General features: G+C 71.7%; 12 protein-coding genes. 5 read left to right on the top strand and 7 right to left on the bottom strand.

The window, feature by feature from the left end; translation table 11 throughout:
* Window positions 1–45: 45 nt before the first annotated feature.
* Window positions 46–831, bottom strand: coding sequence for a glucosamine-6-phosphate deaminase (nagB, locus tag ACFVYK_RS36550; protein WP_389781046.1), 786 nt, complete (start codon window positions 829–831; stop codon window positions 46–48).
* Between the two features lie 541 nt (window positions 832–1372).
* Here nagB and ACFVYK_RS36545 point away from each other — a divergent pair.
* A complete protein-coding gene (locus ACFVYK_RS36545) occupies window positions 1373–2848 on the top strand; it encodes a PAS domain-containing sensor histidine kinase (RefSeq protein WP_389781045.1) in 1476 nt (491 codons plus the stop codon).
* Between the two features lie 224 nt (window positions 2849–3072).
* Here ACFVYK_RS36545 and ACFVYK_RS36540 read toward each other — a convergent pair whose 3' ends face one another.
* Window positions 3073–3330, bottom strand: a complete 258-nt coding sequence (locus tag ACFVYK_RS36540) for a WhiB family transcriptional regulator (protein WP_016639615.1) — start codon at window positions 3328–3330, stop codon at window positions 3073–3075.
* Between the two features lie 320 nt (window positions 3331–3650).
* Complete coding sequence (locus tag ACFVYK_RS36535) at window positions 3651–4619, bottom strand: diacylglycerol/lipid kinase family protein (RefSeq protein WP_389781044.1); 969 nt, start codon at window positions 4617–4619, stop codon at window positions 3651–3653.
* Window positions 4620–4765: 146 nt separating this feature from the next.
* On the opposite strand from ACFVYK_RS36535, the gene ACFVYK_RS36530 reads away from it, so the two are divergent.
* Window positions 4766–5206 (top strand): hypothetical protein, encoded by a 441-nt coding sequence (locus ACFVYK_RS36530; RefSeq protein WP_389781043.1) that lies wholly within the window; start codon window positions 4766–4768, stop codon window positions 5204–5206.
* 14 nt (window positions 5207–5220) lie between these two features.
* Here ACFVYK_RS36530 and ACFVYK_RS36525 read toward each other — a convergent pair whose 3' ends face one another.
* The 3 genes from ACFVYK_RS36525 to ACFVYK_RS36515 form a co-directional block, all read right to left on the bottom strand.
* A complete protein-coding gene (locus ACFVYK_RS36525; RefSeq protein WP_389781042.1) occupies window positions 5221–6342 on the bottom strand; it encodes an RNA polymerase sigma factor SigF in 1122 nt (373 codons plus the stop codon).
* Between the two features lie 17 nt (window positions 6343–6359).
* Window positions 6360–6773 (bottom strand): anti-sigma regulatory factor, encoded by a 414-nt coding sequence (locus ACFVYK_RS36520; RefSeq protein WP_004925829.1) that lies wholly within the window; start codon window positions 6771–6773, stop codon window positions 6360–6362.
* A 318-nt stretch (window positions 6774–7091) separates the two neighbouring features.
* Window positions 7092–7352: a UBP-type zinc finger domain-containing protein gene (locus tag ACFVYK_RS36515; RefSeq protein ID WP_389781041.1), complete on the bottom strand. Its 261-nt coding sequence runs from the start codon at window positions 7350–7352 to the stop codon at window positions 7092–7094.
* A gap of 59 nt (window positions 7353–7411) precedes the next feature.
* On the opposite strand from ACFVYK_RS36515, the gene ACFVYK_RS36510 reads away from it, so the two are divergent.
* On the top strand, window positions 7412–9010 hold the full coding sequence (locus ACFVYK_RS36510) for a Na+/H+ antiporter (protein WP_389781040.1): 1599 nt from the start codon (window positions 7412–7414) through the stop codon (window positions 9008–9010).
* Between the two features lie 22 nt (window positions 9011–9032).
* On the opposite strand, the gene ACFVYK_RS36505 is transcribed toward ACFVYK_RS36510, so the two are convergent.
* Entirely contained in the window at window positions 9033–9938 is a 906-nt protein-coding gene (locus tag ACFVYK_RS36505) for a 1-aminocyclopropane-1-carboxylate deaminase/D-cysteine desulfhydrase (protein WP_389781039.1), read from the bottom strand.
* 156 nt (window positions 9939–10094) lie between these two features.
* Here ACFVYK_RS36505 and ACFVYK_RS36500 point away from each other — a divergent pair, with 156 nt between their 5' ends.
* Window positions 10095–11501, top strand: a complete 1407-nt coding sequence (locus ACFVYK_RS36500) for a family 2B encapsulin nanocompartment shell protein (RefSeq protein WP_389781038.1) — start codon at window positions 10095–10097, stop codon at window positions 11499–11501.
* On the top strand, window positions 11498–12610 hold the full coding sequence (locus ACFVYK_RS36495; protein ID WP_389781037.1) for a family 2 encapsulin nanocompartment cargo protein polyprenyl transferase: 1113 nt from the start codon (window positions 11498–11500) through the stop codon (window positions 12608–12610). Before ACFVYK_RS36500 ends, ACFVYK_RS36495 begins: the two co-directional genes overlap by 4 nt.
* The last annotated feature ends 280 nt before the right edge of the window (window positions 12611–12890 follow it).

Below are 12890 nucleotides of genomic sequence, written 5' to 3'. Positions count from 1 at the left end.
CCTTACCAGGAGCCGGGCGCCTTCGTCGTCGTGGGGCGGGTCGCCCTAGATGCCCTGCCACTGCGGCTTGTGGGCGAACGTGTGCCGGAAGTACTCCGCGAGCTTCAGCTTGGACGCGGCGGCCTCGTCGACGACGACCGTCGCGTGCGGGTGCAGTTGCAGCGCGGAGGCCGGGCACACCGCCGCGACCGGCCCCTCGACGGAGGCCGCGACGGCGTCCGCCTTGCCCTCGCCGGTGGCCAGCAGCACCAGGTGCCGCGCCTCCAGGATCGTCCCGATGCCCTGGGTGATGACGTGGTGCGGAACCTGGTCGATGTCGCCGTCGAAGAAGCGCGCGTTGTCCACGCGGGTCTGCTCGGTCAGCGTCTTGATCCGGGTGCGCGAGGCGAGGGACGAGCACGGCTCGTTGAACCCGATGTGCCCGTCGGTGCCGATCCCGAGCAGCTGGACGTCCACGCCGCCGGCCGCGGCGAGCGCGCGGTCGTACGCCTCGCAGGCGGCCTGTACGTCCTCGGCCGTGCCGTCCGGGCCGAGGAAGGCCTCCATGCCGACGCCCAGCGGCTCCAGCACCTCCCGCCGCAGCACCGAGCGGTAGGACTCGGGGTGGTCGGCGGACAGGCCCACGTACTCGTCGAGCTGGGCGATCCGCGCCCGTCCGGTGTCCACGGCGCCGGCGCGCACCTTGGCCGCCAGCGCCTGGTACACGGGCAGCGGGGTGGAGCCGGTGGCCACGCCGAGCAAGGCGTCCGGCTTGCGCCGCAGGAGCTGCGCCATGGCCTCGGCGATGAGCTCGCCGCCCGACCGGGCGTCCGGAACGATGACAACTTCCACGCTGGCCCGCCGTTCTCGTAACCGTGTGTGGTTTAGACCAATCTAGGGGCTCAATCTAACAGAGTCGGGTGTCCCGGCCCAGGCGGGCGCGGGTCCGGTCTCCGTACGGCGAGCGGCCGGGTCGTCGCCGGCGGGGGCCGGCGGCGAGGGCCTGCCGAGGAAATTGCCCGCGCCATGTGGCCCCGCGCGGGAACGCGCACAGGCTAGGCTGCGTTGTGGACGACAGGGCGTCCGAATACCACACCGGCGAACAAGCTCCCCCGCATGGACACACCTAGTGGTCTAGTCCACAATGGCGGGGGGCGAGCGTACGGCCGGCGACACACTGAGCTTCCGTCTTCCCCGCACAGGAAGGCGGACCGAGGATCCGGGCTCTCTGCCCTGACTGCCCCGGCTCCTCACCTTCGGCCGACGGGACCGCACACCCCGCGGCCGATACAGCTCCGGGCTGCGGTGCCGGGAGGGTTGAGGGTCCCTCCCAGGCGCCGCGGCCCGCGGGTGTCTTCACGCTCCGCACATACCCCCAGGTACGCTCGCAGACGTGCCCTCCATGAACGAACTCGTACGCCAGCACACCGCACTCGACGACTCCGACCTCGAGTGGCTCCATCTGCTGGTCTCGGAGTGGCAGCTGCTCTCCGACCTCTCCTTCGCCGACCTCGTCCTGTGGGTCCCCACCCGTGACGGCGCCCGCTACGTCTCCGTCGCCCAGATGCGGCCCAACACCGGCCCCACCTCCTACCAGGACGACATGGTCGGCCATCTCGTCCCCCGCGGCCGCCGCCCCCTGCTGGACGCGGCCCTGGACGAGGGCCGGATCGTGCGCGAGGGCGACCCGGAGTGGCGCGAGGAGGTCCCGGTCCGGGTCGAGTCCATCCCCGTCCGGCGGGAGGGCCGCGTCCTCGGCGTCATCGCGCGCAACACCAACCTGCTCACGGTGCGCACCCCGAGCCGGCTGGAGCTCACCTACCTGCAGAGCGCGTCCGACCTGGCGCAGATGATCGCGGCCGGCTCCTTCCCGTTCCCCAACCAGCAGATGGACATGGACGCGGCCCCGCGCGTGGGCGACGGCCTGATCCGCGTCGACGGCGACGGCGTCGTCCAGTACGCCTCCCCGAACGCGCTGTCCGCCTTCCACCGCATGGGCCTCGCCTCCGACCTGGTCGGCCAGCACCTGGGCCAGACCACCGCCGAACTCGCTCCGACCCGCGGCCCGGTGGACGAGGCGCTCGCCAAGGTCGCCAGCGGCTGGGCTCCCCGCGAGTTCGAGATCGAGGCCCACGACGGGGTCATCCAGTTCCGCACGATCCCGCTCAAGCCGAAGGGCATCCGCATCGGCGCGCTCGTCCTGCTGCGCGACGTGACCGAACTGCGCCGCCGCGAACGCGAGTTGATCACCAAGGACGCGACCATCCGGGAGATCCACCACCGGGTGAAGAACAACCTCCAGACGGTGGCGGCCCTGTTGCGGCTGCAGGCCCGGCGCATCGAGTCCGAGCGCGGCCGGGAGGCGCTCGAGGAGGCCGTCCGCCGGGTCGGCTCGATCGCCATCGTGCACGAGACACTGTCCCAGAACCTGGACGAACGCGTGGAGTTCGACGAGATCGCCGACCGCGTGCTGGCCATGGTCGCCGAGATCTCGCCGGGCAAGGTCGCCGGCCGGCGCACCGGACGCTTCGGCATCCTGGACGCCGAGGTCGCCACCCCGCTGTCCATGGTCCTCACCGAGATCCTGCAGAACGCCCTGGAACACGGCTTCGCCGAGGGCGAGACGGGAACCGTCGAGGTCTCCGCGGTCCGCGGGGGCACCAGCAAGGAGGCCCGCCTGCTGGTCACCGTCCAGGACGACGGCGTCGGCCTGCCCGCCGGCTTCGACCCGCACACATCCGGCAACCTCGGCCTGCAGATCGTACGGACGCTGGTGGAGGGCGAGTTGAGCGGAACCTTCGACATGGTCGCGGCGCCCGAGCGCGGGACGCAGGTGATCCTGGACATCCCGGTGCGCGCACAGAAGTAGCACGCGAGGGGGAGGACGGACGCCCGCAGTGCCGGCGCGGCTGGAGCGTGGCGCCGGAGCGTGCGCGCACAGCAAGAAGCCCCGGACCGTTCAGGGGTCCGGGGCTCGAATGCTCGTTGGCAGCTGGTGCTGCGCATCGGGGGTACTGCGCGCTGCGGCTCGGGGGCGGGAGAAGCGTACTCGGTGTACGCGCCGCCAAGCTCAGGCTCGCGGGGCGGGTGTTGTCAGGCGGAGGCCTGACGGGCCCGGTTGCGGGCGGCGCGGCGCTTCATCGCGCGACGCTCGTCCTCGCTGAGGCCACCCCAGACGCCGGAGTCCTGACCGGACTCGAGCGCCCACTGCAGACACTGCTCCATAACCGGGCAGCGACGGCAGACGGCCTTGGCTTCCTCGATCTGCAGCAGCGCAGGACCGGTGTTGCCGATGGGGAAGAAGAGCTCGGGGTCTTCCTCGCGGCAAACGGCGTTGTGACGCCAGTCCATGGCTGCTACCTCTCCTTGGTATTACATGCACGTTGCTTGTGAATGTGAACGCTTTCACGAATCCCCCAACAGATGAAGGGCCACCGGCCAGGTTTCCCTGGCGAGGTCCTGTGTTGTGTCGAGGGGTTCCGGTGATCAGTGGATGCCGGTGTTGCGGGCTGTCCCGATCGCCACGTAGAGACTCGCAAACCTCAGCGGCGGATACAACCCCTTCCGGAAAGTTTTTTTTGATTCCTCGGTGTCGACTAGGTCACAGCCGTACTTCCATGGGGTGGATCCTGGCCTAAACGTTCGAGTGAAAGGAGTTCAGCCCTTTCTGCTCACACAATCACACGCAGTGCACGGCGTACGCCTGTGAACGTCACGCTGGTACGCAGGCCCAGGTGGTCACCGTCCATCTGGAGGGGTAGCGGGACCTTCGAATGCAAGGTGAACCGGTCCAGGTCGTGCAGGGAGACGGCATGCTTGCCGTGCGGTCCCCGCTCGGGGGACGAAGTGAGCAACTGGGTGCCATATCGGGCAACCGAAGCCGTGGACAGACGGCTGAGTCCGAGCACGTCGAGCCCCGTATCGAACGAGGCCTTAGGCGACGCGTACACCGGGCGATTGCCCAGATAGGTCCACGGAGCCGTGTTGCAGACTATGGACAGCACCAAATCGGTCACCGGATCCGCGCCCGGCCGCTCCAGGGTGATGGATCCGTGCCGGCGATGTGATTCGCCCAACAACTGACGCATCGCCTGGCGAAGGTAAAGGGCGTGCGTGGATTTCCTGCCGAGTTCACGCTGTTGCTCCACACGACCCACCACTCCGGCGTCGAAACCCAGGCCGGCGTTGAAGGTGAACCAGCGCGACGGCACCGCCTCGTCCTCCGTGCCGGGCGTGCCCTCCGCGAGACCGAGGCCGACCGTGCGCTCGCGGCCCTCACGCAGCGCGTCCAGCAGGGCGCCGGTGGCCTCCACCGGATGGTTGGGCAGATCCAGGGCGCGGGCGAAGACGTTGGTGGAGCCGCCGGGGACCACCGCGAGACCGGGCAGGGCCTCCACATCGGGGCCGGCGTGCAACAGACCGTTGACGACCTCGTTCACCGTGCCGTCGCCGCCGAGGGCCACCACCAGGTCGACGTTCCCGCTCTCCGCCGCCAGTCGGCCCAGATCCCGCGCGTGCCCGCGGTACTCGGTGGTGACCGCCTCCAGCTTCATCTCGCTCGCGAGGGCGTGGATGAGGACGTCGCGCGTGCGGGCACTGGTGGTGGTTGCCGCCGGATTGACCACGAGAAGTGCACGCATGAGTTGCAGCGTACCTACTGGGTGGTACCGGGCACGAGGTGGGGATCGGGTAAGAGATCGCGGGGGCCGATCCGCGCTCCGGGCGGCGCCTCGCGCCCGGCGCGGCTCCCGGAGGCGGGCCCGGTGCTGCGGGCTACCCTTCAAGGGTGAGCAGTGAGCAGACCCCCGCCGCCCCGGAGACCGCGCAGTCCCGCCCGCGCCGGGTGACCTACGCCGCAGTCCTGTGCGCCCTGGAGGGGCTGGCGCTGGTCGCCGGCGGCGGGTGGATGCTCGTCCTCGGGATCACCGGCGCCCCGGACGACCGTCAGCAGGCCGTCACCGGCGGAGTGACCCTCGTCGTGCTCGCGCTGCTGCCGCTGCTGGCCGCCCGCGGCTTGCTGGGCCTGCGCGGCTGGAGCCGGGGGCCCGCCGTCATCACCCAGGTCATGGCGGTGCCGGTGGCCTACAACCTGCTGCAGGCCGACAGCATGGCCATCCCGGCGGGCATCGCCCTGATGGCGGTGGCCGTCGCCGCACTCGTGCTGCTGGTCAACGGGGAGACGACCAGGGCCCTCGGGATCCGGGGACCCGGCCGCACACCGCAGTAGCCGCCCGTCGGCCGCTACTCCTCGACGAGGAGCTTCTCCCGTAGCTGCGCCAGCGTGCGCGCCAGCAGCCGGGAGACGTGCATCTGCGAGATGCCGACCTCCTGCGCGATCTGCGACTGGGTCATGTTGCCGAAGAATCTCAGCAGCAGGATCCGCTTCTCGCGCGGCGGGAGGTCCTCCAGGAGCGGCTTGAGCGACTCCCGGTACTCGACGCCCTCCAGCGCCTCGTCCTCCGCGCCGAGCGTGTCGGCCACCGCGGGGGACTCGTCGTCGGTGTCGGGGACGTCCAGAGACAGCGTGGAGTACGCGTTGGCCGACTCCAGGCCTTCGAGGACCTCCTCCTCCGAGATCGCCAGCTTCTCGGCCAGCTCGTGGACCGTGGGGGAGCGGCCGTGCTGCTGCGACAGCTCGGCCGTCGCCGTGGTCAGCGCCAGGCGCAGTTCCTGGAGCCGGCGCGGCACCCGCACCGCCCAGCCCTTGTCACGGAAGTGCCGCTTGATCTCGCCGACCACCGTCGGGGTGGCGTACGTGGAGAACTCCACGCCGCGCTCCGGGTCGAAGCGGTCGACCGATTTGATGAGACCGATCGTGGCGACCTGGGTGAGGTCGTCCAGCGGCTCACCGCGGTTGCGGAACCGGCGCGCGAGATGCTCGACCAGCGGCAGATGCATGCGGACCAGCTGGTTGCGCATCTCCGCGTACTCGGGGCTGCCGTCCTGCAGCTTGCGCAGCTCGACGAACATCGCCCGCGCCCCGCTGCGGTCCCCGGGGGCCGGCACCGGCGCCGGGGTCGGCGCCGTCGCCGGGGCCGGTGGTGGTTCGTGCCGCGTGCCCGGCACGCTGTGTTCGCCGTCTCGCTCGTGCTCGCTCATTGTCCCGCCCGTCGCCCTCTGTCGAGCCCTCGCCTCTGCTCGGCCCGGAAACGAGTCCCCGGGCCGCCTCTCCCTGGGCGAGCCCTGCACGGCCGCGTCCGGCGGACCCGCCTGCACGGAGGCCGAGTCGTCCTCCGGATGCGGCCGGGCCTGCTCGGGAATGCCGTCGATGCCGTCGGCCATGCGTCGGGAACCGTCCGGGGGAACCGGCGTCCCGGCGTCGCCGGCCGGCAGCTCCCGTGTGCCGCGCTCTTCGTCCCGCACCGGCCCGTCCCCGTTCCTCACGCCGGCCCGGGTCCCGCGCCGCGCTGTTTGTAGAGGCTGATCGACACGGTCTTGTCCTCGTCGACGGCGGAGGACACCTTGCCCGCGAGGGCGGACAGGACGGTCCAGGCGAAGGTGTCACGCGAGGGGGCGTGACCGTCCGTGGTCGGTGCCGAGACGGTGACTTCGAGCGAGTCGTCGACGAGTCGGAACACGCAACTGAGAACCGAGCCGGGCACGGCCTGCTGTAGCAGGATCGCGCAGGCCTCGTCCACCGCGATGCGCAGGTCCTCGATCTCGTCCAGGGTGAAGTCCAAACGGGCCGCGAGGCCGGCCGTGGCCGTCCGCAGCACCGACAGGTAGGCACCCGCAGCCGGCAGCCGGACTTCGACGAAGTCCTGGGTCGCGGGCTCGCCTGCGATCTGGGACACCCTCACCTCCAAGGTGGTACAAGCTTTTCGGGGCCGAGGGTCGCCCCCCGGGTAACGCGTGTGTGGTGCAGCGGTGACGCTATCGCGCTCTCTCGTTTCCTGTCCCCGGACCCCAACCCCCTGGCGTCACTCACAGTAAAGCTGTGAACACGCTCCGTGTCTAGAGGTCTGCGGACCCAAATGGGAAGTGGGCGCGCCGGGTTGACGTACCCAGGCGTCAGATGGTCGAACCGTACCCGCCGGACGGCCGGGGCGTCTCCTGAGTTCAACGGTCGCACCGCCTCGAAAGTTCACGCCGGGCCGGACGTGCGGGAGCGCTCATACCAGGACGTGGTCGACGAAGCACCAGCGCCAGTTCTCACCGGGCTCGAAGGTCCGCATGACCGGGTGGCCGGAATCCTTGTGGTGCTCGGTCGCGTGCCGGCTCGGCGAGGAGTCGCAGCAGCCGACGTGGCCGCACGTCAGGCACAGTCGCAGTTGCACCGGGTGGGTGCCGTCCCGCAGGCACTCCGGACATGTCTCGCTCAGCGGGACGGGCTCGGGGTGGGGCAGCGCGTCGGCGTGCGTGCACTGTTTCATGATTGCCAGATTACGACGGGCGTGCGGACGACCGCGCGGAAAAAGAGGGCGGGCCGGACATGGACGTGATGCCACTGCTGTTGCTGGTGGCCGGCAGTGCGGCGATCGCCGCGGCGGCGCGGCGCACCCCGGCGCCCGCGCCGCTGCTGCTGGTGGCGGTCGGCCTGACGGTCTCCTACGTGCCCGGGGTGCCGGACTACACCCTGGACCCCGACATCGTCCTGCCGCTGCTGCTCCCGCCCCTGCTGTACACCTCGGCCAGCGACAGCTCCTATCTCGACCTGCGCGCCCAGCTGCGGCCGGTGGCGCTCCTCTCGGTCGGCTACGTGCTCTTCGCGACCTTCGCCGTCGGCTGGGCCGCCTACCTCCTCGTGCCGGGGCTGCCGCTCACGGCCGCCCTGGTGCTGGGCGCGGTGGTCGCGCCGCCGGACGCGGTGGCGGCCACCGCGGTGGCCCGCCGGGTCGGCCTGCCCTCCCGGATCACCACCATCCTGCAGGGCGAGTCGCTGCTGAACGACGCCACCGCGATCACCGCGTACAAAGTGGCCCTCGCGGTCGTCGTCGGCGAAGGCGCGTCCTGGGCCGGCGGCATCGAGGAGTTCCTGGTGGCGGCGGTCGGCGGCACCGCGGTCGGCCTGATCCTCATGGCCCCGCTGCACTGGCTGCGCACGCACCTCAAGGAGCCCCTCCTCCAGAACACGCTCTCCCTGCTGATCCCCTTCGTCGCGTACGCGGCCGCCGAGCAGTTCCACGCCTCCGGCGTCATCGCCGTGGTCGTCGTCGCGCTCTACCTCGGCCACCGCGCGTGGGAGGTCGACTTCGCCACCCGCCTCCAGGAGGAGGCCGTCTGGAAGATGGTCGCCTTCGTGCTGGAGTCGGCGGTCTTCGCACTGATCGGCCTGCAGCTCCCGGTCGTCCTGAAGGGCCTCGGCGCCTACGAGGGACCGGCCGCCGCCTGGTACGCCGTCGTGCTCTTCCTCGTGGTCGTCGCGGTCCGCTTCCTGTGGGTGTACCCGGCGACCTTCCTGCCGCCGATCCTCTCGGCCCGCATCCGCGCGCGGGAGGACAACCCCACCTGGCGCGGGCCGATCGTCATCGCGTGGGCCGGCATGCGGGGCGTGGTCTCGCTCGCCATCGCCTTCTCCATCCCGCTCACCGTGGACGACGGGAACGCGCCCTTCCCGCACCGCAACCTCATCCTCTTCCTGACCTTCACCACCGTCATCGGCACGCTCGTGCTGCAGGGGCTGACCCTGCCGCCGCTGATCCGCCTGCTGAAGTTCCCCGAGCCCGATCCGCAGGCCGCGACGCTGGCCGAGGCCAACGCCCAGGCACAGGCCTCCCGGGTCGCCGAGGAACGCCTGGACGCCCTGCTCTCCGACGAGCGCAACGCCCTGCCGCCGCCGCTCGCGGACCGACTGCGCGACGTCCTGGAGCGCCGCCGCAACGCCGTCTGGGAGCGCCTCGGCCAGGTCAACCCGGTCACCGGAGAGACCGTCGACGACACCTACCGGCGTCTGTCGCGCGAGATGATCGGCGCCGAGCGCGAGATGTTCGTCCGGCTGCGCGACGGCCGCCACATCGACGACGAGATGCTGCGCACGCTGCTGCGCCGGCTGGACCTGGAGGAGGCGGCGGCCTACCGGGAGGCGACCTGAGCGGGGGCCCGGGCCCCGGACCTCAGGCCCCGAACGGCGAGCCCGTCACCACGGCGGCGAGGCGCGTTCCGCGCGGGAAGGCGCCCTCCTCGGCCAGCGCGACGAGCGCGTAGAGCGACTTGGCGACATAAAGACGTTCGACGGGTATCCCGTGACGGCGCTCGAAGTCGGCCGCGAAGTCCTCCAGCTCCGGGGTGACCCGCGCGTACCCCCCGAAGTGGAAGCGCTCGTCGAGCCGCCACTCGCCCCGCCGGCCCCCGAAGGCCTCCTCCTGGAGGGCGAGTATCGCGTCGCCCAGGAAGCCGCCCTTGAGGACCGGTATCCCCAGGGCCTGTTGGCCGGGCGCCAGACCCGCCGCCAGGCCCGCGAGCGTGCCGCCGGTGCCGCAGGCGAGGGCGACCGCGTCGGTCCGGCCGCGAAGCTCCTCGCCGAGCGCACGGCAGCCGCGCACGGCGGCCGCGTTGCTGCCGCCCTCGGGGACGACATACGCGCCCTCGGCGCCGGCCGCGTCCAGGATCCCCCGCAGCACCGCCGGCTCGGACTTGCGCCGGTACACCGAGCGGTCGACGAAGTGCAGGCGCATGCCGTCGGCGGCGCAGCGGGCCAGGGAGGGGTTCAGCGGCCGGCCGGCCAGCTCCTCGCCGCGCACCACGCCCACCGTGGGCAGCCCCAGCAGACGGCCGGCGGCCGCGGTGGCCCGCAGGTGGTTGGAGTAGGCGCCGCCGAAGGTCAGCACCGTCCGTCCCGCCGCGCGCTCCAGGTTGGGCACCAGCTTGCGCCACTTGTTGCCGACCAGCTCGGGATGGATCAGGTCGTCGCGCTTGAGCAGCAGTTGTACGCCGTGCCGGGCGAACCGGTCGTCGGCGACCTCCTGGAGCGGGGAGGGCAGGCTCGGGCGCAGGTCGGTCACCCGCTCATTGTCGAACATCGTTCGGGGAAACATGCCGCTTCCCAGACCCGCGATGATCCATTCCCGCTCGTTCGGGTAATAGCACGAGCACACTCCGTGATGGAAGGCTGGTCGACGTGAACAGTGCATCGGCGCAGTTCGGCGCCGGTGCATGAATCGGGAGGGCAATTTCTCATGTCGGTAGGCGAAGAGGTCCGCTCGGAATCGGGCAAGCCGCAGCAGAGCCTCGGCACCGCGGCCGCGCGGAACCTGGCCACCACGACCAAGTCCGCACCGCAGATGCAGGAGATCAGCTCCCGCTGGCTGCTGCGGAACCTGCCCTGGGTCGACGTGCAGGGCGGTACGTACCGGGTCAACCGGCGTCTGACGTACGCGGTCGGCGACGGCCGCGTCACGTTCGTCAAGACCGGCGACCGGGTCGAGGTCATTCCGGCGGAGCTGGGCGAACTGCCCGCCCTGCGCTCCTACGAGGACGAGGAGGTGCTCGGGGAGCTCGCCTCCCGCTGCCGGCAGCGGGAGTTCGGCCCCGGCGAGGTCATCGCCTCCTTCGGCAGCCAGACCGACGAGGTCTACCTGCTGGCGCACGGCCGCGTGGAAAAGGTCGGCACCGGCCCGTACGGCGACGACCAAGTGCTGGGGGTGCTCGCCGACGGCGCGTACTTCGGCGACACGGCGCTGCTAGACGCGGACGCCATCTGGGAGTACACCGCCCGCGCGGACACGGCCTGCACGGTGCTGATCCTGGCCCGGCAGGACGTCGAACAGGTCGCGGAGCGCGCCGACTCCCTGCGCGACCACCTCCACCAACTGCGCACCATCCCCGAACAGCGCACCAACAAGTACGGCGAGAAGGAGGTCGACCTCGCCGCCGGCCACGCCGGCGAACCGGACATCCCGCACACGTTCGTCGACTACGACGCCAGGCCGCGCGAGTACGAGCTGAGCATCGCGCAGACCGTCCTGCGCATCCACTCGCGCGTGGCCGACCTGTACAACCAGCCGATGAACCAGACCGAGCAGCAGTTGCGGCTGACGGTCGAGGCGCTCAAGGAGCGCCAGGAGCACGAACTCGTCAACAACCGCGAGTTCGGCCTCCTGCACAACTGCGAGTACGACCAGCGGCTTCAGCCGCACGACGGCGTCCCCGGCCCGGACGACCTGGACGAACTGCTCAGCAGGCGGCGCGGCACCAAGATGCTGCTCGCCCACCCGCGCGCGATCTCGGCCATCGGCCGTGAGCTCAACAAGCGCGGGCTGGTGCCCGAGACGATCGACGTCGGCGGCAACCGGATCCCCACCTGGCGCGGTGTGCCGATCTACCCGTGCAACAAGATCCCGGTCAGCGAGGCCCGCACCAGTTCGATCATCGCGCTGCGCCTGGGCGAACAGGACCAGGGCGTCATCGGCCTGCGTCAGTCGGGCATCCCGGACGAGATCGAGCCCAGCCTGTCCGTGCGGTTCATGGGCATCAACGAACAGGCCATCATCAAGTACCTGGTCACGGCCTACTACTCGGCCGCCGTCCTGGTGCCGGACGCGCTGGGCGTCCTGGAGAACGTCGAGATCGGCCGCTGGCGGTGACCTCCGCCATCAGGCGACGCCGGGGTGAGGCGCGCGAGAGGCGGACGTCCGTCGGCGGTCGGGGCGAGGGCGGCTCCGGGGCGGCCGACGGGCACGAGGCGGCGGCGATCCTGGAGCGGTCCAGGGCCTCCGTCGACCCCGAGCTGCGGTCGGCACTCGACTCGCTGCCCCCCTCGATCCGCCGGATCGCGCGCTACCACTTCGGCTGGGAGCACGCGGACGGCACTGCGGCGGCGGACAACGCCGGCAAGGCGATCCGGCCGGCTCTCGTCCTCACCGCGGCCGCCGCGCTCGGCGGCCCGGCGGCCCGCGCGGCAGCCGTCCGGGCGGCCGCCGCGGTCGAACTGATCCACAACTTCACGCTGTTGCACGACGACGTGATGGACCGGGACGCCACGCGCCGCCACCGTCCCACCGCCTGGACCGTGTTCGGCGACGCCGACGCGATCCTCGCCGGGGACGCCCTCCAGGCCCTGGCCCTGGGCCTGCTCGCGGGGGATCCGCACCCCGCGTCCCGGGCGGCCGCGGTCCGGGTCGCGGCCTGCGTGGTCGAGCTGTGCGCCGGCCAGCAGGCGGACACGGCCATGGAGAGACGCCGGCCCGACGAGATCACCCTCGACGAGGTGCTCGTCATGGCCGAGGCCAAGACGGGCGCGCTGCTCGGCTGCGCCTGTGCCGTCGGCGCGCTGTACGCGGGCGCGGCCGAGGAGGACGTCGACGCGCTGGACGCGTTCGGCCGGGAGGCCGGGCTCGCCTTCCAGCTCATCGACGACGTCATCGGGCTGTGGGGGGACCCGCGGCATACCGGCAAGCCGGCCGGCGCGGATCTCGCCGCCCGCAAGAAGTCCCTCCCGGTGGTCGCCGCGCTCACCTCCGGCACCCCGGCGGCCGCCGAACTGGCCGCGCTGTATGCGGCGCCCTACGAGCCGGCCGACCTGGACCGCACGACGCTGGCAGTCGAGCGGGCGGGCGGCCGCGCATGGGCCCAGGAGCAGGCGGCCGACCGGATGGCCCTGGCGATGCAGGAGCTGGCGCGGGCGGTCCCGGACCCGGAGTCGGCGGGCGGCCTGCTGTGCCTGGCGGAGTTCGTGACCCGACGCAGCACTTAGCACCCGTCCGGCTCCGACCCCCTCGCCCCGCTCCCCACCGCCCCGGTCGACGGCTCTCCCGCCGACCGGGGCGCAGTGGTCCGTGCGGTCGGCCCGCCGACCGGGGAGCAACGGCCGTCCCATCGGCGCGGCTGTCGCTCGTCGGCTGTCAACCGCGCGGTCGGGCGCGCCCGTGCGCCCGCTTGCCGCACGGGCCGCCCGACCGCCCGGCTGCCGCACGGCCGCGGGCGCGCCGACTCCCCGTGCGCCCGCCTGTCCGATGGGCCGCCCGACCGCCCGT

It is taken from the genome of Streptomyces sp. NPDC058291, from assembly GCF_042880855.1.
Classification (GTDB): Bacteria; Actinomycetota; Actinomycetes; order Streptomycetales; family Streptomycetaceae; genus Streptomyces.
This window is presented reverse-complemented; position numbering and strand designations above follow the sequence as displayed.